Annotated in this window: 18 protein-coding genes; 9 read left to right on the plus strand and 9 right to left on the minus strand. The window is 64.0% G+C overall.

Features of this window, described 5'->3' with window-relative positions:
• Positions 1-56: 56 nt before the first annotated feature.
• From HX821_RS07800 to HX821_RS07810, 3 genes are all read right to left on the minus strand, one after another.
• A complete protein-coding gene (locus HX821_RS07800) occupies positions 57-1904 on the minus strand; it encodes an ABC transporter ATP-binding protein (protein ID WP_177035532.1) in 1848 nt (615 codons plus the stop codon).
• Positions 1897-3663 (minus strand): ABC transporter ATP-binding protein, encoded by a 1767-nt coding sequence (locus HX821_RS07805; protein WP_177035533.1) that lies wholly within the window; start codon positions 3661-3663, stop codon positions 1897-1899. The genes HX821_RS07800 and HX821_RS07805 overlap by 8 nt, the downstream gene beginning before the upstream one ends.
• Positions 3664-3809: 146 nt before the next feature.
• Positions 3810-5042, minus strand: coding sequence for an acyl-CoA dehydrogenase family protein (locus HX821_RS07810; protein WP_177021448.1), 1233 nt, complete (start codon positions 5040-5042; stop codon positions 3810-3812).
• 412 nt (positions 5043-5454) lie between these two features.
• Between HX821_RS07810 and HX821_RS07815 the strand changes: the two genes are divergently transcribed.
• The 7 genes from HX821_RS07815 (at position 5455) to HX821_RS07845 (ending at position 13782) form a co-directional block, all read left to right on the plus strand.
• Positions 5455-6498, plus strand: coding sequence for an ABC transporter substrate-binding protein (locus tag HX821_RS07815; RefSeq protein WP_003216970.1), 1044 nt, complete (start codon positions 5455-5457; stop codon positions 6496-6498).
• Between the two features lie 16 nt (positions 6499-6514).
• Positions 6515-7246 carry a class II aldolase/adducin family protein gene (locus HX821_RS07820; protein ID WP_003216972.1) on the plus strand — a complete coding sequence of 244 codons (732 nt, stop codon included), beginning with the start codon at positions 6515-6517 and terminating at the stop codon, positions 7244-7246.
• Between the two features lie 159 nt (positions 7247-7405).
• Positions 7406-8581 (plus strand): LLM class flavin-dependent oxidoreductase, encoded by a 1176-nt coding sequence (locus HX821_RS07825; RefSeq protein ID WP_177035534.1) that lies wholly within the window; start codon positions 7406-7408, stop codon positions 8579-8581.
• 3 nt (positions 8582-8584) lie between these two features.
• On the plus strand, positions 8585-10135 hold the full coding sequence (locus HX821_RS07830; protein ID WP_134326593.1) for an ABC transporter substrate-binding protein: 1551 nt from the start codon (positions 8585-8587) through the stop codon (positions 10133-10135).
• A complete protein-coding gene (locus tag HX821_RS07835) occupies positions 10128-11174 on the plus strand; it encodes an ABC transporter permease (RefSeq protein WP_177035535.1) in 1047 nt (348 codons plus the stop codon). The genes HX821_RS07830 and HX821_RS07835 overlap by 8 nt, the downstream gene beginning before the upstream one ends.
• Positions 11171-12007, plus strand: a complete 837-nt coding sequence (locus HX821_RS07840) for an ABC transporter permease (RefSeq protein WP_087693864.1) — start codon at positions 11171-11173, stop codon at positions 12005-12007. The genes HX821_RS07835 and HX821_RS07840 overlap by 4 nt, the downstream gene beginning before the upstream one ends.
• Entirely contained in the window at positions 12004-13782 is a 1779-nt protein-coding gene (locus HX821_RS07845; protein ID WP_177035536.1) for an ABC transporter ATP-binding protein, read from the plus strand. Before HX821_RS07840 ends, HX821_RS07845 begins: the two co-directional genes overlap by 4 nt.
• Before the next feature lie 97 nt (positions 13783-13879).
• Here the strand turns inward: HX821_RS07845 and HX821_RS07850 are convergent, their stop codons facing one another.
• The 6 genes from HX821_RS07850 to HX821_RS07875 all read right to left on the minus strand — a co-directional run bounded on the left by HX821_RS07850 (position 13880) and on the right by HX821_RS07875 (position 22790).
• Positions 13880-14959, minus strand: a complete 1080-nt coding sequence (locus tag HX821_RS07850; RefSeq protein ID WP_008430952.1) for an LLM class flavin-dependent oxidoreductase — start codon at positions 14957-14959, stop codon at positions 13880-13882.
• Between the two features lie 19 nt (positions 14960-14978).
• Positions 14979-17540, minus strand: a complete 2562-nt coding sequence (locus HX821_RS07855) for a TonB-dependent receptor plug domain-containing protein (RefSeq protein WP_177035537.1) — start codon at positions 17538-17540, stop codon at positions 14979-14981.
• A gap of 149 nt (positions 17541-17689) precedes the next feature.
• Entirely contained in the window at positions 17690-19246 is a 1557-nt protein-coding gene (locus HX821_RS07860; protein WP_177035538.1) for an ABC transporter substrate-binding protein, read from the minus strand.
• A gap of 4 nt (positions 19247-19250) precedes the next feature.
• Positions 19251-20459 (minus strand): LLM class flavin-dependent oxidoreductase, encoded by a 1209-nt coding sequence (locus HX821_RS07865; RefSeq protein WP_008430959.1) that lies wholly within the window; start codon positions 20457-20459, stop codon positions 19251-19253.
• Between the two features lie 13 nt (positions 20460-20472).
• Positions 20473-21699, minus strand: a complete 1227-nt coding sequence (locus HX821_RS07870) for a S9 family peptidase (protein ID WP_177035539.1) — start codon at positions 21697-21699, stop codon at positions 20473-20475.
• 14 nt (positions 21700-21713) lie between these two features.
• Complete coding sequence (locus HX821_RS07875; RefSeq protein ID WP_177035540.1) at positions 21714-22790, minus strand: PhnD/SsuA/transferrin family substrate-binding protein; 1077 nt, start codon at positions 22788-22790, stop codon at positions 21714-21716.
• A gap of 402 nt (positions 22791-23192) precedes the next feature.
• On the opposite strand from HX821_RS07875, the gene HX821_RS07880 reads away from it, so the two are divergent.
• Complete coding sequence (locus HX821_RS07880) at positions 23193-24269, plus strand: sigma-54-dependent Fis family transcriptional regulator (RefSeq protein ID WP_003216996.1); 1077 nt, start codon at positions 23193-23195, stop codon at positions 24267-24269.
• Positions 24270-24317: 48 nt separating this feature from the next.
• Positions 24318-24929, plus strand: coding sequence for an LpxA family transferase (locus tag HX821_RS07885; RefSeq protein ID WP_087693858.1), 612 nt, complete (start codon positions 24318-24320; stop codon positions 24927-24929).
• Positions 24930-25130 lie beyond the last annotated feature (201 nt).

Genomic DNA, 25130 nt, shown 5'->3' on the forward strand with positions numbered 1-25130 from the left:
CGCTGTAAGAGCGGAACCAATCTCAAACATCACCCAAAAAACGGATATACCCCCAATCACCCGACAACCAAATCCCCCACCCGAGCACTCTGCAAATACGTCTGATACAACGCCGCATAAGCCCCCCCACGATCAATCAACGCATCATGCGCCCCAAGCTCAACGACTTGCCCATGCCGAACCACAGCAATCCGGTCCGCATCCCGGATCGTCGCCAGCCGATGGGCAATGATGATCGCCGTACGCCCCAGACACAGCCTGCGCAACGCCCGTTGAATCCGCCGCTCTGTGTGAATGTCCACCGCCGAAGTCGCCTCATCCAGCACCAGCACCGCCGGGTCCGCCAGATACGCCCGCACCAGGCAAACGAGCTGCCGCTGCCCATGACTCAAATGCGCTCCCAAAGGCCCAACCTCGGTGTGATACTGATGCGGCAACCGCTCCAATACCTCATCGGCGCCCAGCTCTCGGGCCGCCGCGACCAGGGTCGCGTCATCCGCCAACGGCGCCGCCAACCGCAAGTTGTCGAGAATGCTCCCGTTGAACAACACATTGTCCTGCAACACCACCCCGACATTGCGCCGCAACGCATGCTGGGCCAGCTCCCGCACATCAATCCCGTCCAGCCGCACCACGCCCGACTGCACCTCATAAAACCGCGTGAGCAACTGCACCAGCGTGCTTTTCCCATGCCCCGAAGGCCCGACAATCGCCAACAACTCACCCGCAGGAATATGCAAATCCAGCCCATTGATCACCGGCGCCTGCGCACTTGGCACATAACTGAAACCCACCTGCTCGAACCGCACCTCACCCCGCGCTCGGCCCAAATGGCGCGGTGTAGCGCTGTCGGTAATCTGCGCCTGGGTATCGAGCAACAGGAAAATCCGCTGCGCCGACGCCGATCCGGTGGCGTAGCGTTCAAACAGGTCCGACAGCTCCTGCAACGGCCCCAAGAACAGGAACACGTAAAACAGACTTTCGGCCACTTGCCCGACCGACACTTCACCGGCCGCCAGCCCATAGCCGCCCACCAGCAATAACAAGGCGATTCCCGCCGAACTCAGCAGCGCCGTAAAGGGCGCAAACCACCCCGAGCGCAAGCTGCCGCGAATCAGTGCATGGTTGAAGTCATCCAACAGCCCGCGATAACGCCGCAGGTTCGGCGTCTCCTGGGCGCACTGCTGCAGCATCCGCGCGCCGCTGACGCTTTCCACCAGGTGTGCGGTAAAACGGCTGCGGTTTTCCGCAACCCGCGCCCAGTTGCGCTGGGAGATCCGCTTGAAACTCCAGGTCGCCAGCACCAGCAACGGTACGGTGGCCACCAGGCTGAGGAAGAAACGCGGGTCGATACGCCACAACATCACCGATGCCAGGCCACAGCGCAGCAAGGCACCGAGCAGTTCAGGCGGGCCCTGGATCACCAAGGGTTCGAGGGCGTCCACGTCGCGGTCAACCCGGGAAATGATCCGCCCGGCACGGGTCTGGTCGAAGTAGCTGACGCTCAAGCCCTGGACATGCGCAAACACCTGCACCCGCAGGGCGTTCAGGACGCGGATCGCCGCGCCACCGGCAACAAACTGCGAGACCCCGGCCAGCAGGAATCGCACTAGCCAACTGGCGGCCAGCCCCGCGCCCAGCCATAGCACCAGGCGCTCGTCCAGCAGCCAGTGGTCGGCCTGCTGAATCAAGCCACGGTCCAGCAGTTCACGCACGAACCAGGGGCGCAAAAACACCGTGAACACCAGCAACAGCTCAATGCCGATCACCGCGAAAATCGAGCGGCGGATTGGCCTGAGCAGTGGCAGCAAGCGTTTGAACATGCTGCGGTCGAGGGCCTTTTTCGCGAGCATTTCTTCAATTTCGATATCGCTCAAGGCTTTGCCGGCGATTGGATTAGCCATGGTCGATCCCCAGCAGGTCGCGGTAGTGCGGGTGGGTGTGTTGCAGTTCGGCGTGGGTGCCTGTGGCGGCGATTTTGCCGTCCGCGAGCATCAGCACCCGGTCGGCCAGGAGGATGGTCGACAACTTGCTGGAGATCACCAGCACGGTGGTACCGCGCAGTTCTCGCAGGTTGTTCAGTACGTGCCGTTCGCTGATGGCGTCGAGGGCGCTGGTGGCGTCGTCCAGGCACAGGATGTCCGGTTGGCCCAGCAGCGCCCGCGCCAGGCACAGGCGCTGGCGCTGGCCGCCGGACAGGGTCACGCCACGATCACCCAGCGGCGTGGCCAGGCCGTGGGGCAGGCGCAGCAAGATGTCGTCCGCTGCGGCGAGGCGCAGGGCTTCAAGCAATTGCTCATCAGTGGCGTCGGGAGCGTTCAGGCGCAGGTTGGCGGCGAGGCTGCCGGCGAACAGGAAGCTCTCTTGCGGCACCACGTGCACCCGTTGGCGCAACGCACCGAGGTCAAGTTCGCGAATGTCTTGCCAGCCAGCGCCGTCATAGCCCAGCAGCACGCGCCCGGTGCTCACATCAGTGAGGCGTGGCAACAGGCTGGCCAGCAGGCTTTTCCCGGTGCCGGTGGCGCCCACCAACGCGACAATTTCGCCGGGCACCAGGGCCAGCGAGCAGTCATGCAGAATGTCCCGCCCACCGCCGGGAGCGCTGACACTGACGTGCTCCAGGCGCAACCCCAGGGGCGAAGCGGGCAGGGTGGCGCTGCCGCTGCGTATCGCTGCGGGGGCGTCCAGCAGTTGCCAGATACGTTCGGCACTGGCCCGGGCATCGGCGAAGGTTTGCATCACCCGGCCAATGCCTTCGATGCGAAATACCAGGGTGGTGGCGATCAGCAGCGAGGTCACCAGTTCACCGATGCCCAACTGACCGGCCGCCACCAGGTGGGCGCCGTAGACCAGGATCCACACATGGCCGAGGGCGACCACGGCCTGGGGCAGCGGAATGCGTGAACTGGAATAGGCCAGCGCCTGGCGGGCCAAGCCTGCGAACACTGCAACCTGTTCCGAAAAACCCTGGATACGGCTCTGCTCAAGGGCAAAGGATTTGATCACACGCACCCCGCCGATGCCTTCACTGAGGTCCTGGTTGACGCGGTCGTAGGCCGCGCCGACGCTGCGGTCGAGTTCAACCAGGCGTTCGGTTTGCAGCACGAAAATCCACAATCCGGTGACGGTCAGCAGCAGCGGTACCAAGCCCAGCCACGGGTTGTACCAGCTCAACAGGCCCACGGTGGCCAACACCACCAGCGGGGTTTCCACCACCTGGCGCCAGAAGGTGATCAGCGCGTCACGCACCTTGTCGGCATCGCGGGTGGTGCGGGTGATCATCTCGCCCATGCCGTGCTGCCAGTGATAACCCAGGTGCAGGCTTTGCACCTGGGCGAGGATGCGTTCGCGCAGGCGCGTCAGCAGTTCCTGGCTGAGCACCAGGGACATGACGCTGGCGGCGTATTGCAGCGCGCCACGGCCCAGAGCCACGGCGAGCATCAGCCACAGCCAGTGCCAGCCAAGGCTGGCATCGAGGCTGCCGTCGGCGTGGCGGATCACTGCGCGACCGGCGCTGACATCGTTGACCGCATGGCCTATCAGCCATTGTTGCCAGACCAGGCCGAGGTTGATGGCCACGAACAGCCCGGCGACCAGAGCGAAGCGCCAGGGCATTTCACGGTAGATCGCCAGGCTGCGCAGAAGGGGGTGTTTTTCGATCATGAAAAGCTCATTGGGTTTATTGATCCTTCCCAGATTGTGGCGAGGGTGCTTGCTCCCGCCGGGTTGCGAAGCGACCCCAAAAACAGGGCCTGCTGCGCAGTCCAGCGGGACCAAGCTCACTCGCCACAGGGATGTGTTGGGCTGGTCTAGCGAGTGGTAGCGCCCTGGGTTTCCTTGGCATTGAGGATCGCCGTGTACTCCCCCGGATCAATCCCGTTCAGGTAGTAGTTGCCCACATGGTGCAAGCGCCAGCGAATCGGGTCGTGGGTGGTATGCACCCGGGCGTTGCGCCAGAACCGGTCGAGGTTCCATTTGCTCAGCGACGAACTGGCCCCCAGCAACGAGAAAATATCGCTGGAGATCTTCAACGAAGCACTGTCCGAATGCGCCCGTGCCGTGGCCACCGACAGGATCAATTCGTCCTGCAGTTCCTTGTTCTCCGGGTCCAGCTCATGTGCGTCGAACACCCGCGCCGCATCCCGCAACAGCGACTCGGCTGCACGCAGGGCCACCGCGTATTCGCCGATCTGCTTGATGATGTGCGGCTCTTCATTGGCGTGGTCCACGCCGCTTTCCACCCAGGGCCGGGCGTTGTGCTTGAGGTACTCCACCGCCGCGGTCAGCGCGCCCGAGGCAATCCCGGTATCGATCGCCGCATGCAGGATCTGCGGGAAGGTCAGGCCGGTGCGTTTCATCGGGCCCTTGCGCTTCGAAACGAAGTCTTCATCCAGCTCGATATTGTCGAAATTCACCGTGCCGCTGACCGAGTTTTTCTGGCCGAAGGCTTCCCAGTCATCCACCAGGGTCAGGCCCGGTGCGTTGCGGTTGAGCAGCACGCCGGCGCCGCCGTCATCCGAGGCCGCGGTCAGGGAGATCCATTCGGCAAGGTAGGAACCGGTGGAGTAGAACTTGCTGCCATTGAGTACCAGCTTGCCATCTGCACGCCGCTCGACGCGGGTCTTGAGGGCGAACTTGTTCTTGCCGCCGACTTCCGCCAGGGCGTTGCCAAAGCGCTTGCCGGCCAGCACATCGGCCACCAGGCGATCACGCACCGCATCCGGATAGCCGTTGAAGATGCCCCGCAGCATCACGTTGTGAATCTGCAGCAACTGGCCCACACCACCATCGGCCACCGAGACCAGGCGCACGGTTTCGACGATGGTTTGCACCGAGGCCCCCAGCCCGCCGAATGCCTTGGGCACACCGATGGCGGTCAGGCCGCTTTGGGACAGCAGTTGCGCCTGGCGCCACGGCAACTGGCCGTTCTGGCTGCTGTCGGCGGCAATCGCGGCGATCTCCACGGCGATCTCCTTGGCTGCGGCAATGGCTTCGGCCTCGCTGTGCAGTTGGCGTACCGGTACCTGTTCGAACGTACTCATAGTTTCTTCCCCTGATTTGGCCCGTGTGTTTAAGCCCCTCTGCAGGAGCCGGCTTGCCAGCGATGGACTCAAGTGCGCCGCGTAAACCCGTCAGTACACGTCATCGTTAACCACCATCGCTGGCAAGCCAGTTCCTACAGGGGATTGCGCTGGATGTCGGGCATTGAAGGTGCCTTGAGCAAGTTCTGCGCCAATGCCGAAAACCACCCCTGGCGGGGCCTGCGATAACGGAGTGTTGCTGGGGCAGCAGTGGCGAACGGGTGACTGCTGGGCCAGCAGCAGCGCTGCTGACAGGCCAGCAACAGTACTTCGACTCTTTGCGTAAAAGCCCTGCAAACCGGGGCTTTGGCCAATTGGCACGGCCTCTGCAATGCCCCCATGGACTGCCTTGCCCAATTCAATGGAGCTGCCCATGACCCTTTCCGCGATCCTGCCCAAGCCTGCGCTTGAGCAGATCTGGTTTACCCGCTGCCCGGTACCGACCGCCTCCGGCATCGCCTACAAACTCGGTTGGCTGGGCGACGAATTCGCCGCCGACGGCCTGCCGGTCTCGACCTTGCAGGAGGCCCGTCAACTGGGCCATCACCACTACGATCACGAGCTGCCGGGGCTGTTTCGCGAAGGCGGTAATGTGCCGGCATTGGCTGCCCGTGCCGCCGGCGCGCCGAGCCGTTTGATCGGCCTGACCTGGATCGAGGAATGGCAAACCATCCTGGTCCGCCCGGACTCCGGCATCACGCGTCCCGAGCATTTGAAAGGCAAGCGCCTGGCCTTGCCGGCCTGGGGTGATAGCCGTCCGGGGAGCATCGCCCGGGCCATGAGCCTGCACGGTTACAAAGGCGCGTTGAGCCTGGCCGGCCTGGGCTTTGATGACGTGCAACTGGTGGAGGTCGCGCTGCACGATCAGGAGCAGGCGCCCAACCCACAGGAAGGTTTGCAACGCCTGTGGTCGGGCCTCGATTACCTGGCGCGCGGCGAAGTGGACGCGGTGTACGTCAAGGGCGCTTCGGCCGCCGACGCCGCGCGCCGTCTGGGCCTGGTGGTGGGCATCGACCTGGACCTGATCGCCGAGCCGCGCTACCGCATCAACAACGGCACGCCGCGCCCGATCACTGTCCACCAGAGCCTGCTGGACAACCACTTTGACCTGGTGGTGCGTTTCCTCGCACAAACCCTGAACGCGGCTGACTGGGCCGCGAACAATCGCGACGGCCTGAACGCGATTCTCGAAGAAGAAACTCGCGCCGGCAGTGCCGGTGTGGCCGAGGCCTATCGCGGTGATTTCCATACCACCCTGGCGCCGGACCTGTCGGCCCAGCGCCTGGATTTCCTCGGCATCCAGAAAGACTTCCTGTACCTGCACGGCTTCCTGGAGCGCGATTTTGCGATCGCCGACTGGGTCGACCCGCGCCCTCTGCAAGCTGCCCATGAACTGTTGGCCAAGCGCCGCGCCTGAACCCGGAGAAACTGCCATGACTGCCATTGTCCACGCCCAACCGATCACCCAGGAACTGCAGGCCTTTATCGACAAGGTCCTGCTGGAAGCCGAAGAAGCCTTCACGGTCTTCCGCGAAACCAACACCATCACCGCCAACGGCACCGTGGGCTTTATTGAGCGCGTGCCGGGCCAGGAACTGCTGGTGTCGGTCAACTACGGCGGCCCGTGGAACTACCGCAAGCCGCTGCAGGCCACCGTCACCGACTTTGCCGGCAACGTGATTGTCGGCAAGGGCAAGGGCGGCCTGGGGCGCTACACCAAGCTGTTCCAGCAGCATGCAGACGTGACCACCGTGTCCCACGTGCACTCGCCGTACCTTGGGGCCTGGGCCCAGACCCACCGCACGCTGCCGTTCCATTACGTGCCGGTGCAGCGTTACCAGTTGGCGCGGGAACTGCCGGTGTACATCGACCGTCGCCAGCAGGAAGTGGATTTCATCCTCGACAAGATCGCGGAAAACCCCTTCAACCTGGCGATCCTCGAAGCCAACGGCGGCTCCACGGTGTGGGGCAAGCAGGGGTTGCGGGCCACGGCTGAGTTCATCCTGTTGCTGGAGGAGGGCGCGCAACTGCAATTGCTGGCGGATGCCCTGGGCGGTTCGCGGGCATACGGGCCGGGGGTGTTGACCCAGCAGTGGAAGATGAGTGGGTTGTTTGAGCAAGCCACGGCGCTGGGCCTGGTCCCCGCCATCGACCGCAAAAACTGAACACACCCTTATCACGGTGACTGAAACCACCACGACCCCTGTATGAGCCGGCTTGCCGGCGATAGCGGTGCATCAGGCGACATTCCTGTTGGATGTGCCACCGTTATCGCCGGTAAGCCGGCTCCTACAAGGGGCGGTTCCATTCAAGGATGTTGCCCCATGGCGGTAAAAATTCTCTGGTACCTCACCACCCCCGACGGCCCTTATCCATGGGAGCCCGAAGGGCGCTGGAAGACCGACTTCCAGCATCTCAAGCAACTCGCGGTCGCCAGTGATCGCCTGGGTTTCTACGGCTCGCTGCTGGGCTCCAGCCCCAACGAAAGCCTGGCGGTGGCCGCCTCGCTGATCGACGCCACCCAGCGCCTGCGTTTCCTGGTGGCGCAACACCCGGGCGAGCTGTCACCGGCAGTCCTGGCCAAGTGGGCCCTGACCTTCGACCAATTCTCCAATGGCCGCCTGCTGTTCAACGTGGTCAATGGCAATGATGCGGGCCTGGCGACCCTCGGCGTGCATTACCCCCACGATGAGCGCTACGCCTTCAGCCTCGAATACTGGCGCGCCTTCCAGGGCTTCTATGCCGGCGATACTCGGGGTTATGAAGGCCAATACATCAAGCTCGCACCGCGTGCGCCGGGAGCGGCCAAGCATCCGCTGGGCGGCTGGCATCCGCCGTACCAGAAACCGGGCATCCCGCTGTGGGGCGCCGGCACCTCGGGGCCAGGGGTGGAACACTCGGTGCAATTGCTGGACGTGTACCTGAGCTTCGCCAATACGCCGCCAAAGCTGGGGGACAAGTTCCGCAAGGTCGCCGCCGAAGCCGCGAAGATCGGCCGTGAGCTGACCTTCGGTACCCGCCTGCAAATCATCGTACGCGAGACCGAAGAAGAAGCCTGGGCCCACGCCGAGAAACTGCTGCAACGCACCTCGCTGCAAACTGCGCGCAATGCCATCGAGCGCCAGTTGCCACCCGGGGTGAGCTTCGAGGATTACCACAGCGACGACCCGCAAACCCAGCGCAACGTCGAGACCATTCGCGCCGGCCGCCTGCCCACGGCTCGCGAGCTGGAGATCTACCCCAACGTGTGGCTCGGCCCGAGCCTGTTCGGCTTCAACATCCTCGGCCCCGCCGCCGGCACTTACCTGGTGGGCAGCGCCGAACAGGTGGCCGAGCGTATCCGTGAGTACGAAGCCCAGGGCACCTCGGCGTTCATCCTGTCGGGTTTCCCGCTGATCGATGAGGCGCACCGGGTGGCAGACCTGCTGTTCCCGTTGCTCGACCTGGACCATGGTTTTGATGTGCCGCGTCTGAACGCCGTGCAGCAGCAAGAGGCGTAGCTGATGAGCGAAGGATTTTCCCGCCGAGTGTTTCTCGGCAACAGCCTGGCCATCGGCGGCGGCTTGCTGCTGGGTGGTTGTGACAGCGGGGCGGCGCCGACTGCGGTGTTGTCGACCACACCGACCACCGGCGGACGCCTGCGCATCGGCATTATCGACGGCGACCAGTCCGGCAACCTCGATGCCCACAAACCGGTGGGCGGCGGGATCATTCGCGGCTGGGCGCTGTACAGCAAGTTCTGGGAATGGAACACCGACGTCAGTACCCGCCTGGCCCTGGCCGAGTTCGCCGAGCCGAACGCCGATGCCAGCGCCTGGACCATCCGCATCAAGCCGGGCCTGGAGTTCCACCACGGCAAGACCATCGGCGCCGACGACATGCTGTTCTCGCTGCTGCGCCTCACCGATCCGAAACTTGCCTCGCCGTTTGCCGGACTGGTGGGCGCCATCGACCGCAATGCGCTGCGCAAGCTGGATGAGCGCACCATCGAAATCCGTTTCAAGGAGGGCCAGAGCTTTTTCCCGCTGGATGAAACCCTGATCAGCTTCGGTGGCATCGTGCCCACCGACTACGACCCAATCACCAATCCGGTGGGCGCCGGCCCCTACAAACTCAAGCGCTTCGTGCCCGGCCAGCGCTCGCTCTACAGCCGGTTCGAGAATTACTACAAACCCGGCCAGCCTTATGCCGACGAACTGGAAATCATCGAATTCAAGGACCAGGTCTCGCGGGTGGCCGCATTGCGTGCCGGGCAGATCGATGTCGCCAGCGGCGTGCAGGCCGAGCACAGCGCGCTGCTCAAGGCCGACTCGCGCCTGTCGCTGTGCGTGTCGCCCAGCACCTCGTTTACCGGCTTCAACCTGAACCTGGCCAAGCCGCCGTTTGACGACGTACGGGTGCGCCAGGCGTTTCGCTTGCTGGCTGATCGGCAAGAGTTGGTGGACCGGGGCCTCAACGGTTTCGGGCGCATCGCCAATGACCTGTATTCGCCCCACGACCCCACCTACAACCACGACATTGCGCAGCGCCCCCATGACCTTGAGCAAGCGCGCTCGCTGCTGCGCCAGGCCGGGCAGACCGATCTGCGGGTGGAGCTGACGACCCCGTCAGGCGCCGGCGTGAATGCCGCTTTGGTGTTTGCGCAACAGGCGAAGAAGGCTGGCGTGGAGGTTCGCGTGACCCAGGTCGACGGCGCGGTATTCAACGGCCCGCAGCGCGAGCAGTGGCAACTCTCACCGGGTTCGACCCCGGCCCGTGGCTTCCTCGCATCGGCGTTGCACAACGACGCGCCCTTGGCGATCTACAACCGCAGCAACTTCCATGACCAGCGTTTCGATGCGCTGTATCGCCAGGCCCTGGCCCAGCCGGATGTGCAATTGCGCAAAGGCCTGGTGCACGAGGCCCAGCAGATTCAACACGAACGCGGCGGCCTGCTGATCTGGGGTTTCAACGATGTGCTGGACGCCGCCTCGGTACGGGTCGGCGGCCTTGCGCCGGAACAGACCACCTTCGCCTCCTGGCGCTTTGACGAGCTGTGGTTGAACCATGTCTAAACCCCTGCGAACGCCGGCCTGGTTATCGTGGTTTATCGGCCGCCTGGGCTACGGCCTGCTCACCGCGTGGGTGATCAGCCTGGTGGTGTTTATCGCCACCCAGGCGCTGCCATCGGACCCGGCCCGGGTGATCCTCGGCCCCGACGCGCCACTGGAAAGCATCCTCACCCTGCAACATCAACTGGGGCTGGACCAACCGATCCTGCGGCAATATCTGCGCTGGCTCGGCTCGGCCCTGAGTGGCGACCTCGGGGTGTCACTGGATTCCAACGCGCCGGTCGGCAGCATCCTGTGGGGGCGTTTCGGCTACACCCTGGCGTTGCTCGCCGGGGTGATCGCCGTGGTGGTGCCGGCGGCGCTGGGCCTCGGTGTGTACCTGGCGCTGCGCCGCGACAGCCACCTCGACCGCTGGAGCCTGTCGTTGCTGATTTTCCTCAAGGCCACGCCGGGCTTTCTGTTGGCCATCGGCCTGGTGCTGCTGTTTTCCATGCCGCATATGGACTGGTTGCCGGCGGTGTCGATCCTCGACCCGGATCAGTCGCTATGGCGCCAGTTGCCGTTCCTGGCGCTGCCGGTTGTGGCCCTGAGCCTGTCAGCGCTGCCGTACCTCACGCGCATGGTGCGCGCCGCGATGATCGACGCGCTGGAGTCCGACTACGTGATCGCCGCACGGCTGCGGGGCATTCCCCATTGGCGGATCGTGTGGCGGCATACCTTGCCCAACGCGCTGGTCCCGGCGATCCAGGGCGTGGCGCTGACCTTGCGCACGCTGATCGGCGGCGCAGTGCTGGCCGAAGTGATCTTCAGTTACCCCGGCATCGGCACCGCGCTTAACGCGGCGATCCAGATGCGCGACTTGCCGATGATCCAGGCCATCGTGCTGGTGATCACCCTGGCGGTGGTGCTGATCAACCTGTTGGCCGACCTGTTGACGGTGCTGCTCACGCCCAAGCTGCGCACGGCCCGTCGCGTGACCCTGATTTCGCGCAACCGCCGGGGCATCACCCCGTGGTGGCGGCGCTCCCGAGGTGATGCATGAGCAAGACGCGAATTTCCCGCTGGCTGGCCGAACCGCAAACCCGCAAGGGCGCGCTGATCACCTTGCTGGTCATTGCCGTGGCGCTGTTCGGTCCGTTGCTGGCGCCCCATGGCTCGACGGACATGGTCGGGCCGGTGTACGGCGCGCCCACGGGGTGGGCGCTGCTCGGGTATGACTTCCTGGGGCATGACGTGTTGTCGCGGCTGCTCAGCGGCGGCCTCTCGGTGCTGTGGATGTCCGTGGCGGCGGCGAGCATTGCCCTGGCCGTCGGCAGCACCCTCGGCTTGCTCGCGGGGCTGTCGCGGCGGCGCCTGGACCAGTTGATCACCTGGCTGGCGGACGTGTCCCTGGCGTTTCCCGACCTGATCCTGGTGTTGTTGATTGTCTCGATGCTCGGCCGCGCGCCGTGGTTGATCGTGCTCACGGTGTCGATTGCGTTTATCCCGGGGGTGATCCGCCTGGCGCGGGCCAGCGCGGTGGCAGTGGCGGGGCAGGAGTTTGTCGAGGCCGCGCAGATGATGGGCTACTCGCGGCGGCGGATCCTGTTCAAGGAGATCCTGCCGAACATCCTTACGCCGTTGCTGGTGCACTTTGGCAACATGCTGACCTGGGGGGTGGGCATGCTCTCGGGCCTGAGCTTCCTCGGTTATGGCGTGGCGCCGCCGACGGCGGACTGGGGCTTGATGATCAATGAAAACCAGGCCGGGTTGCTGGTGCAGCCCTGGGCGGTGTTGGCCCCCGCCGTGCTGATCGGCGTGTTTGCCTATGGCACCAATATCCTCGCTGAAGGCATCGGCCGCAGCAGCGCACGCCTGGGAGAAAAACAGCCATGAATGCAATCGCGCAGATGACGACGACGGTGCTGCAGGTCAGTGGCTTGCGGGTTGAATTGGCGGGGCAGGTGGACGTGTTGTCCGGCGTGTCTTTCAGCCTGGAAGCCGGGGAAATCCTCGGGCTGGTGGGTGAGTCGGGGTCCGGCAAGACCACCTTGGCTACCGCGCTGCTGGCCCATGCCCGACGCGGCGCACGGATTGTCGGTGGCCAGGTGCATGTCGCGGGCCAGGCGTTATTGGGCCTGGAAGGTGAAGCGTTGCGCCGTGCCCGTGGCAGCCTGATCGGTTATGTCGCCCAGGACCCGGCCACGGCGCTCAACCCGGCGTTGCGCATTGGCAGCCTGTTGGATGAAACCCTGGCGGTGCATCAACTGCGCCTGGACAAGGCGGCGCAGCGACAGCGCATCATTGAAACCTTGCGTGATGTCGGCTTGCCGGATGACCCGCAGTTCTTGCGCCGTTTCCCTCATCAACTGTCCGGCGGCCAGCAACAGCGAGTGATGCTGGCCCTGGCGTTTGTCCTGCAACCGCGGCTGATCGTGCTGGACGAACCGACCACCGCCCTGGACGTCACCACCCAGGCGCATATCCTCGCCACCTTGCGCCGCTTGTGCAAAAGCCAGGGCGTGGCGGCGGTGTATGTGTCCCATGACCTGGCGGTGATCAAGGACCTGGTGGACCGGGTGATGGTGATGTACGCCGGGCGGATTGTTGAAACGGCTACTCGGGACGCCTTGTTCAGTCGGCCATCCCATCCCTACACCCGGGGCTTGTTGGCGGCGATTCCCGATGTGGCCGGGCGCCGTGAATTACGGGCGATTGGCGGGCATGCCCCGGCGCCTGGGCAGCGGCCTCAAGGCTGTGGCTTCGGGCCGCGGTGCGAGCGTTTTCGGGCAGGGTGTTCGCAGCAGGAACCGCTATTGCAGCCGCTGTCGCCAGGGCATGAAGTGGCGTGTCTTGCACCCCATGATCAGCCGCTGCAGCGCATCGCCCTGGCGCCGATTGCTGCGGTGGACGCGCGCACCGACAAGGCCTTGCTGGAAATCAGCGGGTTGAACGTGGCGTACGACCGCCAGGTGCTGTTTGACGTGTCCCTGCGATTGCTGCCGGGGGAGTGCCTGGCGCTGGTGGGCGAGTCCGGTTCCGGCAAGACCAGCCTGGCGCGGGCCGTTGCCGGGTTGGGGGAGAATGCCGAAGGCGAGCTGCGTTACGCGGGGCAACCGCTGCCGTTACAGGCACGGCAGCGCGAGGCGGGCTTGCGGCACCAGATTCAGTACATCTTCCAGAACCCGTACCGGGCATTGAATCCCCGGCAGACGGTGTACCAGACCTTGAGCGCACCGCTGGAGCACTTCTTTGCGGTTAAAGGCAGTGCCGCGCGTGAGCGGGTGGAGGCGGTGCTCAAGCGGGTGTCGCTGCCGGCTTCGGTGGGCGAGTTGTATCCCCATAGCCTGTCCGGCGGTGAGCGCCAGCGCGTGGCAATTGCCCGGGCATTGCTGTGCGAACCGAAGCTGCTGATCTGCGATGAAATCACCTCGGCGCTGGACGTCTCGGTGCAGGCGTCGATTCTGGATTTGCTGCGCCAGTTGCAGCGGGACGGGTTGACGTTGCTGTTCGTCACCCATGACCTGGGCGTGGTGCGGGCGATTGCCGACCGGGTGTTGGTGCTGAAGGTCGGGCGGGTGGTGGAGCAGGGCGCGGTGGATAGCGTGCTGGATCAGCCGCAGGCGGCGTATACGCAGACGTTGCTTGAGCATTCGCCATCGCTGGGCTGATTGGCACTGCTGCGCAGTGATCGCCGGCAAGCCGGCGCCTACGGTAAAAGGCGCACACCTGTAGGAGCCGGCTTGCCGGCGATAGCGGAGGCCGCCTTTACGCGGCCTTGCGGCGCCGAGCCTCTTCGCGCACCGCCGGGATGATCCACCGCCCATAATCCACGGTGTCATACAGCGGGTCGTACCCCCGGTTCAAAAACGTCGTGACCCCCAGATCCACATAATCCAGCAGCGCCTGGGCCACGGTCTCCGGTGTGCCCACCAATGCCGTGGTGTCGCCATACGCCCCAACGGCCGTCGCCGTCGGCATCCACAACGCGCGGTCATGCCGATCGCCTAAAGCCGCCGCTGCCAGCAACCGTTCCGATCCCGTTCCCTTGATCCGCTTCTGCCACGGGCTGCCCGCCGCGAACTGCGGGTTGGCCTTGATCTGCTCCAGAATCTGCTCGGCCCGCTGCCACGCCAGTTCCTCGGTCGCGCCCAAGATAAGGCGCACCGACAAACTCACCCTTGGCGCCTGTACACCCGCCGCACTGGCCGCCGCCTTGAGCTTGGCAATCTGCTCCGCCACACCGCTCAACGGTTCGCCCCACAGCGCATACAGGTCCGCATGCTTGACCGCAATCTGGTAGGCAATGTCCGACGAGCCGCCAAACGAAATCGGGATATGCGGCTGTTGCAGCGGCTTGACCGGGGAAAACGCGCCCTTGATGTTGAAGTACTTGCCCTCGAAGTCGAAAGGCTCCTCGGCGGCCCAGGTGCGCCGCACGATCTCCAGGTATTCGTCGGTGCGTTGGTAGCGCTCGGTCTTGTCCAGCAGGAAGTCGCCTTCCTGGGGTTCGGCGGTGATGCCGGTGATGGCATGCAGGCGAATGCGCCCGCCGCCGGTGGTGTGGTCCAGCGTGGCAAACGCGCGGGCTGCGACCGTCGGCGCAGTGAGCCCCGGGCGGTGGGCGATCATAAAGCCCAGGCGCTCGGTGTGCGCCGCCGCGTAGGCGGCGATTTGCAGGCTGTCGGCGCTGCCGGGCCCGCTGGCGATCAGTACCCGGTCAAAGCCTGCGTGTTCATGGGCGCGGGCGTGGTGGCGGATAAAGTCGAGGTCGAAATCCGGGCTGCGCACGCCACGGGTCTCGGACCATTGGCGGGGGAAGATCATGCCGACAAATTCAATGGACATGCTGGGGCTCCTTTGAGGGTTAGAACTGGTAGTCGACCTGGGCCAGCAAGGTGCGGCCCGGCATCGGTTGCAGGAAGGTGTTGGTGGAGCCGGCCAGGCCGCTGACGAAGTTCAGTTCGTTGGTCAGGTTCAGCACGCGCAAGGTGGTGCTCCACTGCGGCTGGCGGTAGTACACGGCAAGGTCGAGGTTGTATTCGTTGGGGATCTTTACGGTCTTGCTCAGGTTCAGGTACCAGTTGCTGGTCCACCAGCCGGACAGCTCGGCGCCAAAGCCCGAGTCGAACCGGTAGTCGACGTAGCCACTGGCGGTGTATTCGGGAATCTGCACCGCGTCGAAACGTCCGGAAGGTCGCTGGTTGAGGCTGTTGTTATCGCCGAACACCGTGCCGTTGTCGGGCACGAACCCGGCGGATGCAAATCCCGCCTGGGAGGTGAATTCGTTGTAGGCATTGAGCTTGGACAGGTTCAGGCCGCTGCGCAGGTGGTCATCCGGCTGATAGCGCACGGTGGCTTCCACGCCCTTGATCACCAGCCGCGCGATGCTGTTGTTGCTGTCTGGCGCCTGGTCCCGAGCCTGCTTGAACGCGGCCAGGGTCATGAACAATTGGTTGGGCACCGCTTCGACCTTCACGCCCACTTCGTGCAACACGCTCAGGCTTTGGAACGCCAACGGGTTGAGCTGGTTGGCGCCACTGCCGCTGCCCCAGCCCAGGCCGTTGGAGAAGAACCCGGTGTTGACCGCCAGCGAGCGATCGAAGGTGTAATACAGCGTGGTGTTTTCCGTGGGCTTGACGTAGGGGCTGACCTGGAACGCGAACAGCCGGTAGTTGTCGCTGTCCTTGCGCGGGTTGCCGCCGGCGAGCACGAACGGGTTGTCGATCTCGGCCTCGATCCAGCTGCGGCTGGCACCGATGTTCAGGCCGAAGTAGTCGCCGTACTTGAGGTTGTGCTGGCTGAACAGGGTCTTGGTGGTCCAGGTGCTTTCGGCGGTGTAGGGCGCTACAGACTCGGCGTAGAGCCCGTGCCCGGCCGGGTACATCGGCGGCAGGTTCAGCCAGCCGTAGTAGTTGGAATACTGCGGCACGCCGGGCTGGCCGATCCATGCGCCATTGCCGCCGGCGGGGTTGGCACCGGTAAGGCCCAGCAGGTCGCCGGGGTTCTTGCCCGAAGGGTTCTGGGTCAGGTCATAGGCGTTGATGGTGGAGCCGAAGCTGTTATTGGCCGCAATCGATTGGTTGAATTCGCGGCGATAGATCAGGCCGGTGTTGCTGTCATCCCGCAGGGTCCAGCCGCCCAGGCGGGTTTCATTGCGCGAGCGGAATTCGAAGCGGTTGTCGAAGATGTTGTCTTTGGACTGCACCTGGAACGAACCCACGGCATCGGTGATGTCCTTGGAGCGTTCGTAGAACGTGCTGTTGGCCAGCGTGATGGTGGGCGACAAGTCGGCCTCGACGCGCAGTTGCGTGGTAAAGCGCCGGGAGCTGCTTTCGTCTTCCTTGCGTTGCCCGGTTTGCGAGGACAGCGAGCGTTCGCCGTTGCCCGCCAGCGTCGGGTCATACACCCAGCCCCGCAGGCTGCCGGGGTTGCTCTGGGTGTTGGGCGAGGCGGTCTGGAAGCTGCCGTCCACCACGCTGTATTGGCCCTGGGCATTGCGCTGGCGCTTGACCCAGCCGAGGGTTGGCGCATCGGCGGCGCCAGAGGCCAGCACCGGCGACCACAGGGTGTTGCCGTTCTGGATAATCGGCGTGGCGCGCCCGGCGTAGTATTTGCCGTTGTCCACCAGGTCCTGGGTGGCGCGGTTCCAGCCGTGGGTGATGTTGTAGTCGTAGTAGTTGTCGTAGCTGGCGTTCCAGTCCACCCGCACGTTGTCGTTGCGCCAGGCGAGGGCGCCGTAGAACGCGTCGAAATTGTTGTCGACGTTGTCGTAGAAGTCCTGCTGGCGCTGCTTGGTGATGCTCAGGCGGTAGGCCAGGTTGTCGTTCAGTGGCCCGGTATTGTCGATGCTGAATTTGTTGGAACTGCGGGACGTGCCGTCCGGTATCCACGAGCCCAGTTCACCGCTGAGCTTGGTCTTGAACTCATTGAAGTCGGGTTTCTTGCTCAGGTAGTTCACATAGCCGCCGCTGCCGGACACCGAACCGTAGGTGACCGACGACGGCCCGGCGACGATGTCGGCGCCTTCGTAGGCGTTGAAGTTCGCCGGGTGGCGCACGCCGTAACCGCGCTGGCCGTCCTGGAACACCTCGGAGCCCTGGGCGCGAAACTGCGGGGCGATGCCGGCGTTCTGGCCGCCGCCCCGGGTGATGCCGGGGGCGTATTTGACCAGGTCATCGGCGCTGCGGATCGAGTCGTTGGCCAACTGCTCGGCGTTGATCTGCACCACCGAACGCGGCGTGTCGAGGACCTTGGTCTCCGTGCCGCCGTACACCGACGTCGGCGGGCGGGTGGGCAGGGCATCATCATCGGACTGGCTGGCACTGGCCTGCACGGTCACGGTTTGCAGTTGGGTATCGGCGGCAAACGCCTTGATTGGCAGGCTTGCGGCCAGCAGCAGAGGTAAACGCAAGGCGATAGCGTGCATGGCAGAGGTGCCCCATAAAAAACAATGAAGAGCGCACGGTCCCTTGTAGGAGCCGGCTTGCCGGCGATGAGGCCCTTGGGCCCTGCGCCGGTCGACCGGACGCCATCGCCGGCAAGCCGGCTCCTACAGGGCGATGCGGTGTAAGTGGGTCAGGCCGTGTCTTTGAGCCAGAGCTTTTCAAAGCGCCAGGTGCTGAACAGCGACTCTTCCGACTGCGCCCCGCCGACGCGGGTGGAAACGCTGTCGAGCAAGTCGGCGTAGCCCCAGATCAGCATCCCGCCGCGCTCGTACTGGATCTGCTGGACCTGATGCACCAGGGCCTTGCGTTTTTCCAGGTCGGGCTGGGCCATGGCGGCCAGGAACAGCGCGCTGAATTGCGGGTCGTTGAAGTGGGTCTTGTTGGACACCGCAAACGGCGCGTCGGTATGGATCGCACTGGCCAGGAACGGCGCGCCGATGCTGCCGCCGGTGCTCAGGGTCCAGTCGTTTTTCAACGGGCCCTGGAAAGTCGCCAGGTCCACCTGCTTGACCTTCAGGGTCACGCCAATGCGCTTGGCCTGCTCGGCCAGCACCAGCGCCGAACTCAAGCCAGGCCCCGGAGTGGTGATCAATTCCACCTCGAGGTTTTCCTGGCCGGCGTCCTTGAGCAGTTGCGCCGCCCGTTGCGGGTCGTAGGGGCGTGGCCCGAGGTCGTGGTTGAAGGTCGGGTCGCTGGGCGCATACAGGTCATTGGCCACCCGGCCCTGGCCATTCAACGCGCGGCGCACCAGTTCTTCGCGGTCGGCCATCAGGCGAAACGCTTCGCGCACCCGTGGGTCGTTGAACGGCGGCTTGTCGAGGTTCATGTCGAACGACAGCCAGTTACCGGTCACCGAGGTGATCACCTTCAGGCGCAGGTCCTTTTGCAGGATCGGCAACTGCTCGGTGGGCATCACGTTGGCCATGTCGATTTGCCCGGAACGCAGGGCGGCCAGGCGCGAGACCTGATCCTTGAAGTCGATGATCTCCAGCTCATCGGCGTAGGGCTTGCCGTCCTTGTAGTAGTTCTCGAAGCGGGTAAACAGTGAGCGTTGGCCGGGGGTGAAGCTTTTGAGCTTGTAGGGGCCGGCGCCCACCGGGTTGGTGACCGGGTGGTAGTCCACCGGCACGATGCCGCCGAAATTGACCCAGGTTTCTGCCAGCGGCATGTAGCTACGCCCCTCCCGGAAGCTCAGGCGCACGGTGCGGTTGTCGAGCTTGACCAGGTTGTCGCGGTCCACCCAGTGCAGCAGCGCCGCGTAGGGCGAGGCCAGCTGCGGGTCGGTGAGGCGGCGGATCGAGAAGATCAGGTCGTCGGCGTCGATGGTCTTGCCGTTGTGGAATTCCAGGCCGGGGCGCAGGCGCAGGGTCCAGCTGCTGGCGTCGGCATTCGGCTCCGCGAACTCGGCCAGAGCCAGGCGCGGCTGCATCTGCTCGTCCCATTCCCAGAGCTTGCTGTACAACGCAAAGCCGCGAACGATGCCGCTGCCAATGGGTTTGTGGGCATCGAGGTTGCCGCTCTGGTTGCCGTCGAGAATCCCCAGGCGCAGGCGCCCGCCGTAGCGGGGTTGATCGTTGCCGGTGACGTTTTTGGGCGTGTCAGCGGGGCCGCAACCGGCCAGCAGCAAGCCGCCGCCGACGGTCACGCTGTAGCCGAGAAAGTCCCGACGGCTAAGCAGTAGGCTCATGGCATCAGACTCCGGCCGGGCCGTTGGCGGAGCGCAGTTCCAGCACCGGCTCCTGGGGACGACTCAACTCGGCGCGTTCACTGCGAAAGTGCGGCAGGATGTGCTCGCCGAGGCGGTAGGCTTCTTCCAGGTGCGGATAGCCGGCGAGGAAGAACAGGTCGATGCCGATGCTGTTGTACTCGCGAATCCGCGCCACCACGTTCTCGTAGCTGCCCACCAGCGCACAGCCCGGTGGAATACCGATGTAGCCAAAACCGGTCCATACATTGGGGTGGATGAAGAAGTCATCGAAGCCCTGGGTCTCGGTTTTTTCGCTGAAGCCGTGCTCGTAGCTGAGCTTGCGCGCCGTACGCAACCCGGCGTGGGCCGCCACGGCCTTGACCGCGCCGCGGGCGATGCCTTCGTCGAAGAAGCGTTTGGCTTCGGTGCGGGCCAGTTCTTCGGTTTCCCGGGTGATCACGTCAATCGACAGGCCGAAGCGAATGTCAGTGCGGCCCCACTTCAGCGCGCGCTCGCGCAGGTCGGCGATCAGGGCGGCGATTTCGTCCGGGTGTTCGGCGCGCATCAGGTAGAAGTCGGCATGCTTGGCGGCAAACTCCCGGGCGGCGATGGATGAGCCGGCGGTGCAGATCAGCGGCAGCTTGGCCTTCTTCAATGGCCCGCGCAGGCCACCACCGTCGGCCTTGTAGAACTTGCCGTCGTAGTGGAAGGACTCGTTGTGCCAATAGCCCTTGACCACGTCCATGAATTCGGTGGCGCGTTCGTAGCGTTCATCGTGGTCGCTGAAGTCGCCGACCTGGCGCTGGATCACGTCCGAGCCGCCGTTGATGATGTTCCACACCAGGCGGTTGCCGGTGGCCCGCTGGTAAGTCGCCGCCTGCTGCACCGCCACCCACGGGGTGTAGTGGTAAGGCTGGAAGGCGGTGACGAATTGCAGGGTGCGGGTTTCCCGGGCCAGCAGCGCGCAGACGGTCCACGGTTCTTCGCCGGTGGGCGCGTTGACCATCAGTGCGCCGCCAAAGCCGTTGATCTCCGCAGCCCTGGCGATTTGCCCGAGGTAGTCGATGTAGGTGAAATGATCACCGACACTGAAGCCCGACACCGCGCCGGTGCTGGGCCCGCCGCGATGCCAGTCGCCCCGGTTGCGCGGGTCGCCGGGCAGGAACTGGGTTTCGCCGTGCAAGGGCAGGCGGGTAAAGAATTCGATGCTCATGCAAGCCTCCTGCTTATTGCGCGGTGGGGGCGCAGATCGGGGTGATCGGCTGGTCGTTGATGACTTTGTGGGCAAACGGGATCGAGTCCTTGAGCGATGCATTGACCGTGGCACTGTGGCCCAGGCCTTTGTACAGGTGGCCTTCGACGATGGAGCCAGCCTTGCAGGCGTCCTGCATCAGCTTGACCTGGGTCGCGGCGGCCGGCGTGGTGTCTTCGGCGCCGGTGCCGATGAAAATCGGCTTCGAGGTTTTCAGCGTCGGGTAAGACACCTGCGCCAGCCACGGCGCGAGTTGCTTGCCCTTGTAGTCTTTCTTGGTGTTGGCGATGCTCAGGCCGAGGCCTTCGACATCGCCTTCGAGGGCGAACAGGCAACTGGTACGGGCCTGCTCGAAAATCGGCAGGGCCTTGTCGGTATAGAAGTCGGCGGGGTTGATGCTCGGGTCGTATTGCTGGGCGGCGAGCAACGTGTAGAAGCCGTAGGCCAGGGTGGGATCGACCTTGTTGCGCACTTCCTCGCTGGGGTTCTTCGCGTAGTCGAGGGTGTAGATCACGCCGGTGCCGATGCTGCCTTTCACTCCCAGGTCCGGAGCGTAGGTGGCGGCATAGGCGGCTGCGGCGAAGGCGCCGGCACCGCCCTGGGACTGGCCGACGATCAGCACTTTGTCGGCCAGCCCGGGTACCCCGGCCACCACGGCCTTGGCGGCGTCGAGAATCCCGTAGGCGGCCATGCGGCTGTTCAGCAGCGGATGGCCACCGGGTACGCCGAGGCCCTGGTAGTCGGTGGCGACGACGGCAAAGCCTTCGGCCAGCCAGCGATTGAGGTAGGCCACGTCACGGTAGGAGCGACCTTGCCACGACGGCGCACACACATCCGCCACGCCCACGGTGCCATGGCCCCAGCTCGCCACTGGCCAACCACCGGCAGGCGGCGTGCCTTTGGGCAGGAACAACGCGCCGGACACCACGATCGGTGTCTTGTTATCGATGCCGTCGGTGGAGGTGTACAGGATGCGTTGGGCGCTGGCGGCATTGGCCAGGCTCAGGGTGTTGTCCAGCGGCTCGCTGCGCAGCAGTTTGCCGGGAACGGCCGGGATGGCTTTTTCCCAGGTGTAGAAAGCCGAGACGCGGCCATCACCTTGCAGCGGGTCAGGTTTGGGGGCGTAGGTGTCGGCAGCAAACACGCTCATGGACAGGGCCAGGACGCTGAGGCCGAAGGCAAAGGAGTGCGGCAGTTTCATGCTCAATTTCCCTATTACGGATTGGTGCTGACCTGGCCACGCAGGGCCGGCCAGTAGTCGGTGAGTTTCAGGTCGATCAGGGCCTGGTTGGTAAAGCCGGTGGCCAGTGACGGGCCGATGTCGTAGGTGTCGCGAATCAGGTGATTGGCCAGGGCGTAGGTGGTGAGGGCCTGGTAATGAGCCTTGAGTTGCTGGTCGCTTTTTGGCGCCCAGCGATCCTTCCAGGCCACCGGGTCGTTCTGGTCGTCGCGACGCAGCACGCTCTCGGCGGTGCCGGCGCGGGATGACAGTTGGTAATAGGCGTCCTGGTTCTGTGGCTGGGAAATCCACCACGCAGCTTTCACCCAGGCGGTGGCGAGCAATTGGGTGATATCCGGGTACTGCTGTACGAAGGTCTCGGTGCCCCACAGGTCGGAGACCAGCCGCCAGTCGTTGCTGCCTTGCTTGGTCGACCAGATGATCTTGCCCACGCCTTTGTCTTCCAGGGCATAGGCCTCGCTGAGCAACACTGCTGCGTCGACCTTGCCGGCAGACACAGCCGCGGCGCCGACTTGCGGGTTGAGGTTGGCAATCTTGAAATCGTCGAGCTTCAGGCCCTTGCTGGCCAGGAAGTTGCTGAAGGCGAACTCCCATGGCCGACCGCGATGCAGCGCCAGGCGCTTGCCCTTGAGGTCTTCGATGGTGTTCGCGGCGGAGCCTTCCGGTACCACCAGGTAAATATTGTTGCCGCTGCCACCGGGCACGATCAGCTTGCCTGGTACGCCACCGGCGCCGGCAATTACCGAGGGCAGGTCACCGCGTACGGCGAAGTCCAGGCTGTTGTTGCTGAAGCCTTCGTTGATCTGCGGCCCGGCGCCGGCATGGGGCAGGGCGATCCACTCCAGCTTGACCCCGCGCTCACGCAGTTGCGCTTCGAGCCAGCCGTCTTCGATGACGCGCCCGGCGATGCCGCCGAACACCGGTTTGCCGCCCTGGGTGTAGGCGACGATCGCGATCTTCACCGACGCCGGTGGCGCCTGTTCGGCCAGCACGCCGGTGCTGACCAGCACAGCGAACATGGTGGCGATGCTGTTGCGCCAGAATCTTTTCATTGGGATCTCCCTGCTAAGTGATCGCGACCCCCTGTAGGAGCCGGCTTGTCGGCGAAAGCGTCCGTTTAGTCGGTGCAAGGCTTTAGGGCCTCTTCGCTGGCAAGCCAGCTCCTACAGGGCAGGTGGCGTTGAGAGGGAGAGAGCAGATTGCATGCCATCAGCCGAAAAACGCGCTGCACGCCTTGTAGAACGTGGCTTTGCGGGTTTTCGAAGAACTGCCTGGCAACGGCTTGGTGTTGATCTGCACACACGCAGGTGCTGGCTGATTGCTGCTCCAGCAGCAGGCGAGGTGCGATGTGTTGGTATATTCGTTTTGGGAATATATAAATATTAATTAATAATTAAATGGTATAGAAAACTTCATGCACTATTGACACGCGCTTTTACTGCCAGGAATGCACCATGTCGCTGATCACCCATCCCAATGCCCGTGAATTGACCAAGTCGGTGCGCGCCACCGTGCTGGTCTTCAAGGACCCGCGCTCACAGGAATTGCTGGCGCGTATCGAGCGCCTGGCCCCCAGTGAGGCCAACACCTTGATCATCGGCGAGACCGGCACCGGCAAGGAATTGGTCGCGCGGCATATCCATCACCTGAGCCGTCGCGGGCGTGAACCGTTTGTGGCGGTGAACTGCGGCGCCTTCGCCGAAACCCTGGTGGAAAGTGAGTTGTTCGGCCACGAGAAAGGCGCATTCACCGGCGCCACCACCCACAAGGCCGGCTGGTTCGAAGCGGCCAACGGCGGCACGCTGTTTCTGGATGAGATCGGCGATTTGCCGTTGAACATGCAGGTCAAATTATTGCGGGTGTTGCAGGAGCGAGAAGTGGTGCGCCTGGGCTCGCGCACACCGATTCCGATCAACGTACGGCTGGTGGCGGCCACCAACGTCAACCTCGCCGACGCGGTGGTGGCGGGGCATTTTCGTGAGGATTTGTTCTACCGCCTGCACGTCGCCACCATCCGCCTGCCGCCCCTGCGGGAACGGCCCGGCGACATCCTGCCGCTGGCGGAATTTTTTCTTGAAGAGCACTGCCAGCGCCTCGGCTACAACCGCGCGTCACTGAGCATCGATGCCGAGCGCAAGCTGCTGGAACACAGCTGGCCGGGGAATATTCGCGAGCTGGAAAACGCCATTCACCATGCGTTGCTGGTGTGCCGCAATCAACTGGTGCAGCCGCCGGATTTGCACCTGGTGGACATGCGTTCTTCCGGCATTCGCCAGGACGAGGCGAACCAGGCCGCGCCTGCGATCACTGGGCCGGTGAGCCTGGAGGCGGCGCTCACTGCGTTGTTCGAACAGAACATTCCGGACCTCTACGAGCACATCGAAGAGACGATCTTTCGCGCGGCCTATCGCTATTGCCATGGCAACCAGTTGCAGACCGGGCGCCTGCTGAATATCAGCCGCAACATCGTGCGGGCGCGGCTGGAGAAGATCGGCGAGTTGGGCAAACCGGTGCTGCTCGACGGGCAGTGACGGGGGTGTTAGCGTTTCGGGCTTCTCTGATCTGTAGAGGGCTCGACGTTGATTCGACTGACCGATTACATCGCTGATTTTTCCCGTTCGCCGCTGGCACCCTGGGTGGATCTTGCGCCGTGGGAGTTGGTGACCCAGGCGCCGGAAATCGTTCGCAAATTGCTGGCGGGGCTTTCTGATGATGACTATGAGATTCATGACGAGATTGCCGTGCACCGTACTGCGGTCGTGGAGGCGGGCGCTGTTTTGAAAGCGCCGCTGATCATCGGCGCCCACTGTTTTATCGCTGCCGGTGCCTACCTTCGCGGCGGTTGCTGGGTGGATGAATATTGCATCTTCGGACCGGGTGCCGAGCTCAAGACGTCCTTTGTCTTCAGCGGCAGCAAGTTGGCGCATTTCAACTTTGTCGGTGATTCGGTATTGGGCCGCGGGGTTAACCTGGAAGCCGGCAGTATCGTGGCCAACTACCGGAACGAGCGTGACGACAAGGAAGTGCAGGTGCGCATTGACGGGCAGTTGCAGCGCACCGGCTGTGACAAGTTTGGCGCGCTGCTGGGGGATCAGTCGCGGGTTGGAGCCAATGGTGTGTTGGCACCGGGAGCGGTGCTTGCGGCGGGTAGTGTGGTTAGGCGTGGGGAGGTTTTCGATTGTGAGGGGTAGGGGGTTTTTGGTGTACATATCCGTTAGTTGAGTAACGGCTGCTTATGGTTTCGCTCTTACAGCGACTCGCTTTGGAAAAGCCGGAATGCCGGCCCAGCCCAAAGTAAGCACAGGGCTCTGCCCCGCCTGTCGGCGCCTCGCTGTGGCTCGGGCTTATTGGGGCAGTCAGAGCCAGATCCAAATCAAAAGCAAGAGCACAGC

The organism is Pseudomonas sp. B6001, from assembly GCF_013386015.1.
In the GTDB taxonomy this organism is placed as follows: domain Bacteria; phylum Pseudomonadota; class Gammaproteobacteria; order Pseudomonadales; family Pseudomonadaceae; genus Aquipseudomonas.